This is a genomic window from Alteromonas mediterranea DE, from assembly GCF_000020585.3.
In the GTDB taxonomy this organism is placed as follows: Bacteria; Pseudomonadota; Gammaproteobacteria; order Enterobacterales; family Alteromonadaceae; genus Alteromonas; species Alteromonas mediterranea.
Genome location: NC_011138.3, coordinates 775,795 through 791,592 on the forward strand (window position 1 = coordinate 775,795; position 15,798 = coordinate 791,592).

Consider the following 15,798-nt stretch of genomic DNA (forward strand, 5'->3'; position numbering starts at 1 on the left):
CGGTAGGTAAAACACATGAACTCGTCACGAAACTTTGGAATGAAAATACTCGCTGCCTCTGTCATTACGCTGATAGGTACAAGCGCCATGGCCGATGATATTCACACTGCGCTAAGCGACGCAACTGCGTGGGCCGATTTGAACTTGCGTTATGAGTCTGTAGAGCAAGATAATGCACTAGAAGATGCCAGCGCATTAACGCTGCGCACGCGATTAGGCTTTAGTTCGGGCAGCGTTAATGGCTTTTCCTTTACCGCAGAGGTTGAAGATAGTCGTATCGTATTAGGCCAAGATGAATTTACTGTGGGCCCAACGGGCTTTAACGTGGGCGAATACTCGGTTATTGCTGACCCCGAAACAACTGAAGTCGACCAAGCGTTTATTCAATATAAAGCGGATAACTTCACTGCAAAGGTAGGTCGTCAAGTTATTACTTTAGACGACCATCGCTTTGTGGGTCACGTTGGCTGGCGACAAGACCGCCAAACCTTTGATGCAGTGAGTGCAAAGTATGCTGCATCAGAGAATTTATCGCTTTTCTACAGCTACCTTTATAAACGCAATCGCATCTTTGCCGAAGCGGCAGATTTGGACTCTAACGACCATATCTTACACGCCACCTACACCTCTAAAATAGGTAAGTTCGTGGGTTATGCGTACTTACTCGAAATCGATAGTGATACTGATAATGCACTCGATACTTATGGCGTCAGTTACGACGGGAAAACGAAAGGTGAAAAGGTTAACTGGGCGTATGGGGCTGAGTTTGCCACTCAGTCAAGTGAATCGGGCGCTGGTGAAACCGCGACGGATTTTGATGCGTCATATCTTAATGCCTATTTAGCTGCCAGCTTTTCTGGCGTAACGGCTAAAGTTGATTACGAGATTCTGGGTTCAGATGACGGCCAATATGGGTTCTCGACACCGCTGGCCACGTTGCATAAATTCAATGGTTGGACCGATCAATTCCTAGGTACACCTGCGCAGGGGCTAAAAGACCTCAAGTTTTCCCTATCAGGTGGCCTTGCTGGTGGTAAGTGGCTATTGGCCTACCACGACTTCACTGCCGATGACAGTAGCAACGGGGTAGACGATTTAGGTAGCGAAATTAATGTTCAATATACGAAGAAATTTGCAGGTAAATATAACTTTGGCATCAAGTACGGTACTTATGATGCAGGCGATATTAAAGTAGACGCGAACCGCTTCTGGATGTGGGTGGGGACACGTTTTTAAGATTATCCCCCCGTGCTAACAACGCTGTTTGTGTTAGCTCTCCACACCATGAATAAATACGCTGGCTATAGTGATATTAACATTGCTTGTTAATTGCTTAGCCAGCCGTTTTTAACCGCAATATCAAGCTGCTGTAAAACATAATCCCATAGGGCGGGTGCGCAGGTTTTAAGATGCGCGTTTCGCTTTTCTATTTTCTCTCTTGCAATATTATGCCGCTTCCAGCTACCGCCATTGTCTTTCATATTTTGAAACACGGGAAGTACACGGTCCATCGCTTTAGCAAACTCAGCATCGGCGGTTTCCGCTGCTTCAAATTCAAGCCAAAGGGAAAGCATTTCGCTATCTAGTGGGCTTGGAAGCAAGCCAAAGATTCGTTTAGCCGCTGCTAGTTCTTTTTCTGCTTGTTCATCGTGGTCGGCTTGGTGATTGAAAGCGAACATATCACCGGCGTCTATTTCAACGATATCGTGAATAAGGATCATGCGAATAACCCGACTGACATCAATGGGCTTAGCGGCGTACTGGCTTAACATGTTTGCCATTAGTGCCACGTGCCAACTGTGCTCGGCTGAGTTTTCCTGGCGATAGTTATCACAAGGTAGCGTTATTTGCCTTTTAACGGCTTTTAAATGGTCTAGCTCACATATGAAATCAGCAAAGTCACTTACTGCGTGCATTGGGTTCTCCAAGACATAAAAATGGGCGCTTAAGCGCCCATAATGTGTTTAATTGATGTAGATACGAATGGCGTAATTACTTTTGCTCTGATAGCCACACGATTAAATCAGCAATGTCATCAAATGACATGTCAGCGGTGAATGTTGGCTGATATTTGCCGTTAATGATGAAGCTTGGCACACCCGTTAAGTGCTCACGGTATTCGTCAATCTGCTGCTGATTTTTACGCAGCATGCTGTTTACGCCAAAACTTTTTGCCATTTTATCAAACTCTTCACCGTCTACGCCATTTACAACGAAGATGTTACGAAGGTCTTTTAGGCCGGTAATTGACGCGCGCTGTTTGTGAATGTAGTTAAAGATGGCTTTGTTCATAGCATCTTCTTGCTTCATAGCGCGGGCAATAAGCATGGCTTTCGTTGCATCGTCCTGCACTTCAGGGCCAGTAAAACGCATAAAGTTTACGTGCACTTTGTTGAACTTAGTTCCGTCGCTTTTCTTTTCTTTAATTTGCGCAACGATAGGCTCAAACTGGAAACAGTGTGGGCACCAAAACGAGAAGTACTCAGTAATTACTGGCTTATCTGTGGCTTCTTTATCAAGTACTTTGTAGTGCGTACCTTCTTTCCATTTAGACGCTGGCTCTTGTGCACAGGCCGTTAATGGCAAAAGCATTGCCATGACAAACATTACTGCAAACTTTTTCATGGAATATGATCCTATGTTCAAAAATATTATCGGTGATGAGATTATCACAGCATTGTTCGCTTAACTAGGTTCTGTTGTTCTTCAAAACCTTATACGCGATAAGCTCACCAAAAAACGAGATTCAAAGCCTAGTGTGTTACACGAATGGCTGCCGTTTCATACAAACTCTTGTAATAACCGGTATGGTGCGAACGCAGATTTCAACGTGTGGGTTAGGTTTTACAGGACGTAAGTGTAAAAGTGCCAAACTGAACAAAAGATGAATTAAGGCGGGTATCAAGGTTTTTTGGGTACTCACGTGGCAACATGACACGTGGCTTACGTGTTTTCAATCGCGCTTGGCTTGTGTGTTTTCAATTGCAATCTAGCCTAGCAAAAAATAAAAGGCTATACCGTGGATATAGCCTTTATACTTGTGCCGCAAGTGGGGTTTCCTACATGCTGTAGTTAACTGAAAGGAGCGCCCGGCGCTCTTGACCGGCGTAGCCCACAATGTCTTCATAGTCGGTATCAAAGGCATTATCGACCTTTAGTGAAACCTGCCATTTAGCATCAATCTGGTAACTAAGGTTGACCGTTGCCAGCGTGTAGGCCGACAGCGCTAGTGTCTGCGATGGCTCAGGGAACGGCGGGAAGAAGGTATCATAGTGGCTACCCGTATAAGCCAGCTTCGTGTACAAGCTGAATGTATCTGTTCCAAAGTCTGTGGTATAGGTGAGTGAGCCTTGATGACGCGCACGGCGAAGTTCTGTGTTGGTAATGCCATTATCTGTTTGCTCTGCGTCTAAATAGCTGTAAGCAGCAGTAATGTCACCATAGCCACTGTTCCAGTTAAGCTCTACGTCTACCCCTTCACGAGCGCTTTCGCCGTCAATGTTGTCGGCGCTAAATGCGCCAGCGTCTGGGACGAAAACGAAACCGTTTATCTCATCCTCTAAGTCGGCAGTATAGACGCTAATCTGACCCGTAACCTTCTTCCAATTAGCTTTAACACCTACTTCCCACTCTTCACTAGTTTCAGGTTCTAGGTTGGGGTTGCCAACGAAGCTGGCTGGGAAAAAGCCAAAGCGCTCTGTAAAAGTAGGCGTTTTAACCGCGCTTCCATAGCTGGTAAACAGCGTGTAGTGGTTATTTAATTGCCAGCTTAACCCGCCGCGATAGCTAAGTGCATTATCAAACTCGCTGTTGTTGTCATAACGGGCGCTTAACGTAGCCGTTAAAGACTCGGTTAATTGACCGTTAGATTCTGCAAAAACGCTGTACGTATTGTCGTGCTGCTTTTGATTAGGATCGCCAAAATTGATGGGGCCGCGCTGGTCGAACAGTCGCTGTAGGTATTCAACGCCGCCAGCAAAATCCCAATTTTTAATGGCGTAAAAGCTTGTCCAATTTAACTCAATACGCTCCCCGGTTGTACCACCGGCGTCAACGCCTGATTCGGTATTGTCGTTCTCGTCTTTTCGGTAGTGTGCACTTAATGCAGAACGATATTGCGTATTGTTTGGGGCAAACTCCCAGCGTAATTTAGCGCTAAGTTGTGCGCCGTCGGTCACATTATCGGTGTCAGTTGGTAAGCCGGTAACAGCAAAGTCAGTGCCGTCGTAGTCGTTTTCATAGTGCACGGTACGCAAATTAGCAATTAGCGTATGCTCATTAGATACAGCGTAGTTAAGGTTAAGACCAGCGGTCATGTTATCGTAACCGTCATCTTCATTGCCTACGCGCGAAACATTATCGCCATCGGTACGGATATAGCTAGCATAGGCAGACACACCCACATTATCGCTTTGAGAGCGGGCATTCATACTGCCTTGTAGCGTGCCTTGTGTCCCTGCCGCCGCAGAGAAATCAACGTGTGACGTATTGGCCGCAAATTGGCCTGACTTTGTTGTAATGCTCAGCACGCCACCAATTGCACCACTTCCCCAGCGGGCGCTTTGAGGGCCGCGAAGCAGTTCAATACGCACCACATTGGCGCTGGTTAAGTGGGCCAAGTCAACCAGGCTGCCTTGGCCTATATCGTTAGATACAACGCCATCAATTAATATAAGTAAATGGTTGGTTTCGCTTCCGCGAACGCGCACTTCAGCTAAGCCGCCTGGGCTACCTGACTGCGCTAGGCTAACGCCCGGCAAACCGCGAATAAGATCGGTCAGCTGCAGTGCTCCCGAAGCTTGTATGTCGCTTTCGGTGAGTACTGAAACAGAGCCGGGAAGTTTCGTTAACGATATAGGCAAACGCGTTCCGGTTACGGTTAGCGTTTCAATATCTTGGTTGAGTGTTTGAGAGTAAGCAGGTGTGCTTAAGCACGAGAGAACCGCAGCACTTAGCGCTGCTTTATTAAAATATGTACGCATGGTTTTTTATATTTTCTTTGATGCACTCCGCCCGAGCACATGTTTAAGGGAAGCGTTCTATTTGCTGATTTTGAGGCTACAAGCAAACGACACCGTGAGGCACAGGCCGGTATCCGGGCTTACTCACCATCACATTTAAAGTGATAGCTCTTTTGCCTTCCCATCTAATAGTGTTTGCTAGCGCAAAAGCGCGCTCACTTACAAAAGACAGTGGCGTATGAAAAGAAAACGACATAGCGTTGAGTTTACCGTTGCGGGGGCAGCATCAGTTTTCCACTGATTTCCCGTTTAACCCTAGTTATCGTCGCCATCGGTTGATAAACAAGGGCACCTACGCGTGGGCGATTATATAGAAGTTAAAAATTGATAGCGAATACAGTTTTTTATACCTTACGCCTTTTCGTTGTCTTTAATACACTGCGAAAAGGCGTAGTGAAAAAGCACGTGTTAAATGGGCTAATAGCCCAATTTTAATGAAGGCTCTTGAAGCGCAGATAGCTGCTCTTTTAATGCAAGAATTTGTCCTTCCCAATATTTATCTTCTGCAAACCAAGGGAACGCACGGGGGAACGCAGGGTCTTCCCAGCGTCTTGATAGCCACGCCATATAGTGCACCATACGCATGGCGCGAAGGGGCTCGATAAGCGGAAGTTGCGACGTGTCGAAGGTGTGAAACTCCTCGTAAGCTTCAACTAAGGTATCAAGCTGCAAAAGCTGCTGTTGACGGTCGCCGCTTAGCATCATCCATAAATCCTGAATGGCTGGGCCCATACGACAGTCGTCAAGATCGACAAATGTCGGGCCGTCTCGCCATAAAATATTACCCGGGTGACAGTCGCCGTGTAAGCGAATGGAAGTGGTGGGCTTATACGCTTCTTTGGTGGCAGAAATGACGGGATTTAATATGGCAAAAAATGCGGTTTTTAAATGATCAGGCAGTAGCGTGCTCTGCTCGAGTACTTGTTTTGGCTCGTTGAGATAGCTTTCAACATCAATGGAAGGGCGAGAAGTAAATGCTTTGGAATGAGCGACACGATGAATGCGACCTATAAAGCGGCCCATCCACTCGAGTTGGTCAAGGTTATCATTTTCAAATTGTCTGCCGCCAACAGAGGGAAACAGCGCAAAGCGGTAGTCNGTCTCACCTACTTTGTGATGGTGCAACGTACTGCCGTTTATGGCAATANGCGCGGNCCAAGGGAATTTCATTCTCTATAAGTTCTTGAGCAAACTCATGCTCTTCGCTGATTTGAGTGTCGCTCCAGCGGCCTGGGCGATAGAACTTGGCAACGTAACGCTTGCCATCTTCGGCAAGAAATTGGTAAACCCGGTTTTCATAGCTGTTAAGCGCTAACAAGCCGCTTTGAAGAAAAATGCCCTGGCTTTCCAGGGCATCTAATATGGTATCTGGGCTAAGCCCAGAGAAAGAAAAATCTGTCATCGATAAAGGAACTTCGTTGGTTCATCAACCGTAACCGTTTCTCCATCAATTGTGGTGGTTACACTGATAAAAATATCGGTAACCGTATCTTCCAGATTATAGGCGTCGGTTGCAACTGAAATCGGTGTACTGTAAACCGTACCACCGACAACCGTAACCGTTTGCTCACCTATGTATTCGTAATCAGGTAGCCCTTTCACTGCAATAGTGTAGGTTTGGGTTTGCTGAGTTTTATTTAAAACCTTAATGGTATATACGTTTTCTATCAGGCCTTCATTGGTTTCACGGTATAGCGAGTTTCTGTCGCGAATAATGTCCACCTCGGTGGGGCTTCGCGTCCAAATGTTGGCAAATAGTAAGCCTGTCATAACGATAAGCACTACAAAATAGCCAATCAGCTTAGGGCGTAAAACGTGCGTTTTACCGCCGGCCAGTTCTTCTTCTGACGTAAAACTAATCAGGCCTTTGGGGTAACCCATTTTATCCATAACGCCGTTACAGGCATCGACACAGGCACCACAGTTAATGCACTCGTATTGAAGGCCGTTACGAATATCAATGCCAGTGGGGCACACTTGTACGCACAGGTTGCAATCAATGCAATCGCCTAAGCCTTTCTCTTTTACCTGCTCGTGACTAAGTTTCCGGGGGCGCGGCCCGCGCTGCTCACCTCGATTTGCGTCGTAAGATACAGTGAAGGTATCTTTGTCGAACATGGCTGACTGGAAGCGGGCATAAGGGCAGATATGAGTACACATGATTTCTCGCATATAACCCGCGTTACCATAGGTACAGACTGCAAAGAAAATAACCGAAAAGCCCGCCCAAAAGCTTGTGTCAAAGGTAGCAAAGTCAATAAATAAGGCACCAATGGGGGTAAAGTAACCCACAAAAGTTAAGGCAGTAAGCAAGGCAACTAATACCCACGCTGTGTGTTTGGCTGTTTTCCTTAGAAATTTATCTACGTCCATTTTACGCGCATCAAGCGCTATGCGCTTATTGCGTGGGCCTTCGAATTTCTCTTCAAACCACGTGTAGATATAAACCCACGTGGTTTGTGGGCACATAAAGCCACACCACACTCGCCCTGCAAAGGTTGTCACAAAGAAAAGTGCAAAGGCCGAAACAATGAATATATAGGCTAATAAAGTAAGGTCTTGAGGCCACAAAGTAAGCGAGAAAATAGTAAACCGCTGCTCACCAATATCTAGTAGAACCGCCTGGTGGCCGTTGTATTGAATCCATGGAATAACGGCAAACAAGGCCAAAAAGAAAAGGCCAAAGAAACGTCTGAAGGTTTCAAGAGGCCCCTGAACGGCGCGCACATAAATACGACTGCGTGANTCATGGCGCTTACCCTCTGCACCACCTTTCGGCTTATGCACTTTTACCGGCGTAACGGTCTTTACCGGTATTTTTTCATTCATAGCTTAACCTTATGTAGATGTAGCGAACTGCCTGCGCAGTATAACTGCGATCTCAACATCGTATTTAATATAGATCAATAATGGGGCGTATGATCTAACTTTTAGGACTTTCAGTCAATACTGAAAGTTTAGAAATTTCACGAATGACATAGCGTAACGCGTTGATTTCTCGTTTAACCGTAAACACTTTTATACAGCTCGTGAAAATCGTTCTAGATGCGTACTACTATACATGAGTATAGATTGTCGTATTTACAGATAAACCCGTAAGCCATTAATATCGGCGACAATATTATGGTCAAATACTGTCTAAATCATGTACATTAGACTTACTCTAAAATGGAATTTGGCAAAAAGAAGTTAGGTGATCTGTTTTTAAGTTGTGTGTAACTTGAAGCTATTTGTTTAAAACGTGCGTCAACGTTAACTGGGAAGTTATGTTAAGGTTCTTTATTATCGCGGCTGAAATAATCGTTCTGGTTTTGGTACTGCGATCCCCGTTTGTTCAGTACCTCTTTGAGGATATCCAACACTCAGTGTCAGATTGGCTTGTGGCTTTTTCTACCTTGCCAGAACGCAAAGAGTTAGGAAGCCTGCAGGATAAAATTAATATTGAGTTAAGCCCGCTGAAGCCCTATCAGCAAACCTACGTGAAGCAAATAACGGTTAGCAGTGCCAGTGTGAAGCGCTTCTACCTTACCTATTGTGAAAATGACGACATAAACCCAAATTTTACGGGAACTAAACGCGCTCAACTTTGCCTAATCATCAAGCAGTCACCGGTTATGCAGGTCGCCAAGCAAAACTAACCTAAGTTTAACTCTGTAGGTGTGTAGTGCGCAGGGCGATTATAGTTCGGACAAACTATTTTTAAAGCTTGCTAACTTATGGTCGAATCGACTGAATTTAGGAGCATAAAAGTGAATAAACTACGTACTTTTTCTTGTTTGAGTTGCGCCGCAGCAGTAGGTTTACTAGCGGCTCTTGCTCCCTCCCAGGCAGCGGAAGTCAACATTACGTGGGAAGAGCCTGAATCTTACAGCGATGTAAGGCCAACCAATGAATCGCGCAAACGTTTTCGCGAACGCACGTTAGAAGAGCTTGAGTCCCATATTGCAGAGCTAGCGAGTAGCTTACCGGAATCACAAGTGCTCTCTATGACAGTGACTAATGTAGACCTTGCCGGACAGGTATGGCCGAGCCAGTTTGTCGGCTTTGGCTCAGGTGCGGGAAGCGACGTTCGCATTATCAAACGCATCGATATACCGCGCATGACCTTTAGCTACACGTTAGCCAGCGAAGATGGCAAGGTGATTTTAAGTGCAAAAGATGTGAAGCTTAAAGATATGGATTTTATGGAGTCGAATATTCGTCGCAACCGAACAGAGTCCTTATCTTATGAGAAAGCCATGTTGAATGACTGGTTTTCCGATACTTTTTCTACGCAAGTTGCCGCAACGAATTAGGGCAGCTGCAGAGCACATTGCAAGCAGAGACTTAAGGCAATAAAAAAGGTCACTTCAATGAAGTGACCTTTTTTGTGCCTTCGGCTTATCAGAAGTAGATAAGCCGAGCTTAGCTGTTATATTTTAAAGGTAATCAAACTCATTACCTGAAACGGCGAGGGTACTTTCTGGGCCTGCTTTATATGCGGCTTTGTGAGCATCGCGACGTACAAGAATTCTCTCCATGTAGAAATCACGAGTTTTCATCTTCGATGCCGCGAGCACTGCATTGCCGACATGCTGAGCTTTGTCAGCCATACTGTACCAAAGTACGCCAATGAGTGAATACGCACTGTAAGCTAGATAATCGCAGGCTGCTGAGGCTGCCGTAGTCGCATCCATACCTAAGCAATCAGCAGAAGAGGCGCGCCAATCATCAAGGATGCCTTGCGCAAGATTTTTCGCTTCGCTGTCTTGTATATCGCCAACTAAAGCAGAGAATGCCTTATAGGTCGCTTCCATCATTTGACCACCATCGCGGGTTAGCTTTCGGCCTATTAGGTCAAGCGCTTGAATGCCGTTAGTTCCTTCATAAAGCATAGCAATGCGCACATCACGCATAAGCTGCTCCATTCCCCACTCGCGAATAAAGCCGTGGCCACCGAACACTTGAACACCTAAGCTTGTGGTTTCAAGGCCCATATCGGTCATAAAGGCTTTACAGATTGGCGTTAAGAATTGCAGAATTTTCTCTGCATCTTCTTTTTCTTGCCCTTCACCGAGCTTCTCAACGTCCATAAATTTCGCATAAAAAAGCGAAAGGGCGCGGCAGCCTTCTATCAGAGACTTTTGAGTAAGGAGCATTCGAGCTACGTCAGGTTGAAAGACAATAGGGTCAGCTTTGCCGTCTGGATTTTGAATACCTTGAGGCGCGCGAGACTGCACACGCTCACGTGCATAAGTCAGTGCACCCTGGTAAGAGGCTTCAGCAGCCCCTAAACCTTGAAGGCCCACTTGGAAGCGCGCGTCATTCATCATGGTGAACATACAGGCTAGACCTTGGTTTTCTTCACCCACCAAGTAACCTTTAGCGCCGTCAAAATTCATCACGCAAGTAGGGCTCGCTTTAATTCCCATTTTGTGTTCAATACTGCCCACGGACAGGGTGTTTGCTTCACCTGGTTCATTGTTCGCATCTGGCAGGAACTTAGGTACTAAGAAAAGACTTATTCCTTTTACCCCTTTGGGCGCATCGGGAAGGCGGGCAAGCACAAGGTGAATAACGTTCGAGCTCCAGTCTTGGTCTCCAGCCGTGATAAATATCTTGTTACCCGTGATCATATAGCTGCCGTCGCCTTGTGGCTCAGCTTTGGTACTAAGTAAACTGAGATCGGTTCCCGCATGAGGCTCGGTAAGGTTCATGGTACCTGTCCATTCACCGCTAATCAGTTTGGCAAGATAAATATCTTTAAGTTCTTTGCTAGCATGCTTGGTTACCGCAAGGGTAGCGCTTTCTGTAAGCATGGTGGTTAAACGCCAGCTTAGGTTTGCTGCATTTAGCATTTCGTGAACAGGCACAGCCATCGTGTAAGGTAGGTCTTGGCCATCATACTCGGCTACCCCTAGCATGGCGTTCCAGCCATTGGCTACGTATTCTTGATAGGCATCAGCGAAGCCTTTTGGGGTGGTTACTTTCCCGTCTTCTAACTTACAGCCTTCTTCATCGCCTTCACGGTTTAAAGGGGCAACTACATCTAATGCAAACTTGGCACCTTGAGCAATAATTTCATTCGCCAATTCGCTATCAAAATCGGCTATGCCAAGCTTTTGGTAGTGGGCATCAAGTCCAAGCCAATCTTTTAATAAAAACTGAAAATCAGTTGTTGGGGCATGGTACAGAGGCATGGATGACTCCTTTTTCAAACAAGTGTTTTAATTTTGCCTATTATAGTCACAAAAAGCGTAGTCGGAATAGCCCGTTAAAGGAAAGTTAATAATAAATTTGTATTATGTTTATAGCAGTGAATGTAAGAGGTGTCAGGGAGAATAAAGAGGGCATACGTGCTTGCGCTAAGTTAGCTTGCATTTCTAATTGGCACTGGCATGCTTAGGCGAACTTTATTAAATGCAACAAAAAGAGCGTGGTACACAACGACATGTCATCACAAGATGTAACTTCAAGCGCGGTTGAGAGCACTGATAATGGAACGTATAAACACGCCACACGTCCTGTGTGTATTGTAACAGGCGGAAGCTTGGGGATAGGGCATGCGGTATGTAAGCTTTTTAGTGAAAATGGCTACCAGGTGATTAATCTTGATATCAGAGACTTTGAACACGCGCTACCTAACACAACGTGGAAGCCCTGCGACGTAAGCGTGGTTAGCAACGTGGAAGCGGCAATTGCCGAGGTCTTGATAACGTATAAGCGTATTGACGCACTAGTGTGCAATGCGGGAATGCACGTTTCTGCCACTATCGAAGATACTGACGAAGCCTTGCTTGATAAGGTACTCAATCTTAATGTGAAAGGCGCCTACGCCGCTATTAAGTCTTGTTTACCTACCATGAAAGACCAGCGAAACGGTGCCATTGTGGTAATGGGGTCCGATCAATCTTTTGTTGGAAAGCGTAATTCATTTGCCTATGGGTTAACAAAGTCAGCACTCGCGTCGATAGCTAAAACTACAGCACTGGATTATGCGAGCTTTAATATTCGAGCGAACGCGGTTTGCCCCGGCACAATTGAAACGCCCCTTTTTCACAATGCTATCGATAACTATGTATCACGCTCTGGCGCTGATAAAAACGAGGTGGTGGCAGAAGAAGCCGCTGCGCAGCCCATCGGTCGCTTAGGTCAGCCAGAAGATGTGGCCGAGCTCACCTATTTCTTGTGTAGTGATAAAGCGTCGTTTATTACAGGAAGTTTGTACGCGGTCGATGGCGGCTACACAGCGCAATAATAGCTAACAAGAGGTAAGGTAAACGTGAGCGCTGCAACTCATTCTTGGATTGACCCACATGTTCATTTATTTGCTTTACAAGAAGGCGATTACCACTGGTTAAAGCCGAACAATCCGCCGTTTTGGCCAGATAAAGATGTCATCGCAGAAAGCACTTACGAGCATCATTTACGTCGCGCTTCAAAGGGCAAGCTTACAGGGTTTGTTCACATTGAAGCGGGGTTTGACAACGAACGCCCTTGGCGAGAAATCGATTTTCTAATGCGCCATTGCTCACTGCCTTTTCGTTCTATTGCGAGTATAGATTTAACCTCTATGCGCGCTGGCAGCCTCATTGATACGTTGAAAAACTACGGTTCGGTTTGCGGCCTTCGCCATATATTAGACGAAAACGCCCACGCGCTTTTGACCTCACCAAAGGTAAAGTGGGGATTAGGGTATATGGCTGCCCAAGGGTTAAGCTTTGAAGCTCAGTTTAACTTGGCCGGTAGGGGCGCTGTAAAAGCGCTACTTGCCATACTTGAAACCTACCCTAGGTTACGGGTAGCCATTAACCATAGCGCAGTGGCGCCTGTTGAACTCAATAGCTTGGCATTTAAGCATTGGCAGCAGAATATTCACCACTTAAGTGAAACCAAGCAGGTAATATTTAAGTTCTCTGGGCTAGAAATGCAAAACCGCAACTGGCAGTGGCGGCGTGCCCAACCTCTTTTTAATTCGCTAGTTAATACGGTAGGCGTGGCGCAGTTAATGTTTGCAAGCAACTATCCACTTTGTCAGTGGCGCATGCCCTATGAAGCACTGTGGCAAGGCTTTCTTAATATGACAGCGCCGCTTTGTGAACATCAAAAGGCGGCGCTATTTTCATTAAACGCTAAGCAATGGTACGGCCTCGCTTAGCTATTAAAGGTAACACTTATTTCAGTGCGGTTACCGTCATGTGAGGCGAGCGATAAACTACCTCGTCATTAAGGTCGATACCAATTCCCGGTGTGTCAGGCGCCTCTATAAAACCGTTTACTGGCTGAGGATCTTGAATACATAACTCTCGGTTCCAGTCTTTAATCGCGTAAGTGTGGTGTTCGTGAATTAAGAAGTTTGGAATTGCCGTTTCTAAATGAAGGCTTGCGGCCGTAGCTACCGGCCCGCCACACACGTGAGCCTGGACACGGACATCATAAATATCCGCATAGTCACACACTTTTTTCGCTTCGGTGAAACCGCCGCATAAACCAACATCCGGCTGAAGCACATCAATAGACTGGTCTTCAAGGTAAGGGCGTACATCCCAGCGATGATACAAGCGCTCACCGCCAGCGATAGGCACGTTCACGTTTTTCGCCACTTTGTCGTGAAGCTTCGAGTTAAGGTAGTTCACGGGCTCTTCGTAATATAGGCAGCCAATTTCTTCAACAATGTCACCCAGCTGAATAGCGGTGGATGCGCCTAACAAGCTGTGGCATTCAAAAATAATGTCGCCATCTTCGCCCATGGTGTCTCTTATAGCCTGAAGCCTTGCTTTAAATAGTCTCAGCTCAGGTTTTGTAAATAGCTTGGTTCTATCGAAATGGGTATTGCCGTCTTTGTCATAAACGATAGGGTCTACTTTAACAGCGTCATAGCCGTCTTTAAGCGCTTTTTCCGTCGCGCGAGCGTAGTCAGCAGGGTCGTTAAGCTTAGTGACTTCTTTATCCCAATCGAACTGAAGCTGGCTGGCGTAACTACGCAGTTTTCCGTTTGTTTTACCACCTAGTAATTCATACACAGGGAGCCCTAGCGCTTTACCTTTAATATCCCAAAGTGCCGTGTCGATAGCACTCATCGCCGCGTAAATCACCGGGCCGCCTCCAAGCCCCCAAAAGCCTTCGCGAAGCATTCTCGACCACAGTAGCTCGGTATGGAACGGATTAAAGCCAATGAGCATCGCCTCGGCAATCTCTTTAATCATATGGGCGGCTGCACTGTGCCCCCAATCGTAAGCAAGACCTGCTTCGCCTACGCCAGTTATACCTTCATCGGTGTAAACCCGTACGAAAACAGGGTTCCACTGTGGGCGTTTAGGGCATTCAATATCAAATATTTCTACTTTGGTGACTTTCATAGTATTAAAACAATTCCGGTTGAAAATTAGTTGGCGCAGCTATGGGTGTTCCGACAAGCGAGCGGCGTTTATTCGCAAAAGCTCGGATCTAACTTGTAGGCTTTGCGCAACATGGCAGGCCACGCTTTTTGTCCGCCGGTTTCGCCGCTGTGAACCACATTAGCCTGCGCGTAAATGCCATCAATGATGGTTTGCGGTATTTCTATGACCTCTTCGTTAGACTGCATCAAGGCTAGCTGAATTTCACAGGCTCGCTGTAAATCGTAAAAGCGCATAAATGCATCACCAACACTTGGGCCTAATGTTAATCCGCCATGATTGGGCAGAAGCATGTGATTCGTATCGCCTAAGTCATCCTGCAGGCGCTTTTTCTCGCTATCGTCAACCGCCAGCCCCTCGTAACTGTGATAAGACAGCGAAGGCAAAGAGAACATAGAGTATTGACTCCAGGGCTTTAACCCTCCTTTCACAGATGCCACTGAGATAGTCGCTAACGTGTGTAAGTGAATTACACATTGAGCGTCGTGGCGCACTTCATGGATGGCGCTGTGAATAGTGAAGCCCGCTGGGTTAATGCCGTAAGGCGTGTCATCCAGAATATTGCCTGCTAAATCGACTTTAACTAAATTAGACGCAGTAACTTCGTCAAAGGTTAGGCCAAATGCATTCACCAAGTAATGGTCGGTACCTGGCACTTTAGCTGAGATATGGGTGTAAATAAGGTCGCCCCAACGCATATCTGCCACTAGGCGGTAGCAGGCGGCGAGGTCTACACGAGTTTGCCACTCTTTATCTGATACTTTGCCTTTAAGGCTTAAGGTTGGCAGTGAAAACAAGCCATCTCTCCTATTTTTTGTGTGGAGACAATTTACCAATACCCATCGCAATGAACAATGCTTTGTCAGGGCTGGTTTATAACGAATTGGGTATAGCCATCGCGCAAGGGAATAAGATCATCCGCAAAGCGCATGGCGTTTTGGTCAATAACAAAGGGGTCTATTTTTGCTAACCCCGTAATTCCTACTTGCGCCCAACGAGGTGCTTCAAACTTGTCTGGTAAGCTCTCTAGGCCGGCATCTAATTGGCACCCAAATAAAACTAACCCATTTTTGGTTGTTAACAGGTATTGGGATACTTCAACGTTAAAGCCCGTTTCTTCCCATGTTTCTCTGTGTGCGGTACAGGCGAGGGATTCCCCTTCACCACGCCCACCACCGGGAAAATCAAATTTCCCTGATAACCGATGTTCAACCAGCAATACTTTTGAGTTGGCTTTAATTAGACATGCGGCAGCGATAGGAGAAGCCTGTGCTTGCTGGTCTATATTCTGTTGCACCTGCACTAGAGAATTTGAAACACGACATATGGGCGGATCAGGCGATGGGTGAGTGCATGCGAAAAGCGTTAAAACAGCGAATATAGCTGATAAGCGAAATAAG

13 protein-coding genes, 1 pseudogene and 1 riboswitch are annotated in these 15,798 nt (G+C 46.2%); of the genes and pseudogenes, 5 read left to right on the forward strand and 9 right to left on the reverse strand.

Annotation, left to right across the window (positions count from 1 at the left end):
* Positions 1-15: 15 nt before the first annotated feature.
* A complete protein-coding gene (locus MADE_RS03595) occupies positions 16-1,236 on the forward strand; it encodes an alginate export family protein (RefSeq protein WP_012517250.1) in 1,221 nt (406 codons plus the stop codon).
* 89 nt (positions 1,237-1,325) lie between these two features.
* On the opposite strand, the gene MADE_RS03600 is transcribed toward MADE_RS03595, so the two are convergent.
* The 5 genes and pseudogenes from MADE_RS03600 to ccoG all read right to left on the reverse strand — a co-directional run bounded on the left by MADE_RS03600 (position 1,326) and on the right by ccoG (position 7,850).
* On the reverse strand, positions 1,326-1,916 hold the full coding sequence (locus tag MADE_RS03600) for an HD domain-containing protein (protein WP_012517251.1): 591 nt from the start codon (positions 1,914-1,916) through the stop codon (positions 1,326-1,328).
* A gap of 76 nt (positions 1,917-1,992) precedes the next feature.
* Positions 1,993-2,625 carry a thiol:disulfide interchange protein DsbA/DsbL gene (locus tag MADE_RS03605; RefSeq protein ID WP_012517252.1) on the reverse strand — a complete coding sequence of 211 codons (633 nt, stop codon included), beginning with the start codon at positions 2,623-2,625 and terminating at the stop codon, positions 1,993-1,995.
* 434 nt (positions 2,626-3,059) lie between these two features.
* The gene (locus tag MADE_RS03610; RefSeq protein ID WP_012517253.1) at positions 3,060-4,982 is read right to left on the reverse strand and encodes a TonB-dependent receptor plug domain-containing protein; all 1,923 of its coding nucleotides are present in this window, start codon (positions 4,980-4,982) and stop codon (positions 3,060-3,062) included.
* A gap of 87 nt (positions 4,983-5,069) precedes the next feature.
* A riboswitch (cobalamin riboswitch) is annotated at positions 5,070-5,332 on the reverse strand.
* Between the two features lie 106 nt (positions 5,333-5,438).
* A pseudogene (locus tag MADE_RS03615) lies at positions 5,439-6,423 on the reverse strand (serine/threonine protein kinase).
* The gene (gene ccoG / locus MADE_RS03620) at positions 6,420-7,850 is read right to left on the reverse strand and encodes a cytochrome c oxidase accessory protein CcoG (protein WP_023559511.1); all 1,431 of its coding nucleotides are present in this window, start codon (positions 7,848-7,850) and stop codon (positions 6,420-6,422) included. Before ccoG ends, MADE_RS03615 begins: the two are co-directional and overlap by 4 nt.
* Positions 7,851-8,386: 536 nt before the next feature.
* On the opposite strand from ccoG, the gene MADE_RS03625 reads away from it, so the two are divergent.
* Both MADE_RS03625 and MADE_RS03630 read left to right on the forward strand, forming a co-directional pair.
* A complete protein-coding gene (locus MADE_RS03625) occupies positions 8,387-8,659 on the forward strand; it encodes a hypothetical protein (RefSeq protein ID WP_012518238.1) in 273 nt (90 codons plus the stop codon).
* A gap of 111 nt (positions 8,660-8,770) precedes the next feature.
* Complete coding sequence (locus MADE_RS03630; RefSeq protein ID WP_012518237.1) at positions 8,771-9,316, forward strand: DUF3016 domain-containing protein; 546 nt, start codon at positions 8,771-8,773, stop codon at positions 9,314-9,316.
* 123 nt (positions 9,317-9,439) lie between these two features.
* On the opposite strand, the gene MADE_RS03635 is transcribed toward MADE_RS03630, so the two are convergent.
* Complete coding sequence (locus MADE_RS03635) at positions 9,440-11,200, reverse strand: acyl-CoA dehydrogenase family protein (RefSeq protein WP_012518236.1); 1,761 nt, start codon at positions 11,198-11,200, stop codon at positions 9,440-9,442.
* Positions 11,201-11,451: 251 nt separating this feature from the next.
* On the opposite strand from MADE_RS03635, the gene MADE_RS03640 reads away from it, so the two are divergent.
* The gene (locus MADE_RS03640; RefSeq protein WP_015066211.1) at positions 11,452-12,258 is read left to right on the forward strand and encodes an SDR family NAD(P)-dependent oxidoreductase; all 807 of its coding nucleotides are present in this window, start codon (positions 11,452-11,454) and stop codon (positions 12,256-12,258) included.
* 24 nt (positions 12,259-12,282) lie between these two features.
* Positions 12,283-13,158 (forward strand): amidohydrolase family protein, encoded by an 876-nt coding sequence (locus MADE_RS03645; RefSeq protein WP_012518234.1) that lies wholly within the window; start codon positions 12,283-12,285, stop codon positions 13,156-13,158.
* A gap of 16 nt (positions 13,159-13,174) precedes the next feature.
* On the opposite strand, the gene MADE_RS03650 is transcribed toward MADE_RS03645, so the two are convergent.
* The 3 genes from MADE_RS03650 to MADE_RS03660 all read right to left on the reverse strand — a co-directional run bounded on the left by MADE_RS03650 (position 13,175) and on the right by MADE_RS03660 (position 15,695).
* On the reverse strand, positions 13,175-14,359 hold the full coding sequence (locus MADE_RS03650; protein WP_012518233.1) for a mandelate racemase/muconate lactonizing enzyme family protein: 1,185 nt from the start codon (positions 14,357-14,359) through the stop codon (positions 13,175-13,177).
* A gap of 68 nt (positions 14,360-14,427) precedes the next feature.
* Entirely contained in the window at positions 14,428-15,195 is a 768-nt protein-coding gene (locus MADE_RS03655; RefSeq protein WP_012518232.1) for a class II aldolase/adducin family protein, read from the reverse strand.
* Between the two features lie 65 nt (positions 15,196-15,260).
* Entirely contained in the window at positions 15,261-15,695 is a 435-nt protein-coding gene (locus tag MADE_RS03660; RefSeq protein ID WP_232363097.1) for an NUDIX hydrolase, read from the reverse strand.
* Between the last annotated feature and the right edge of the window lie 103 nt (positions 15,696-15,798).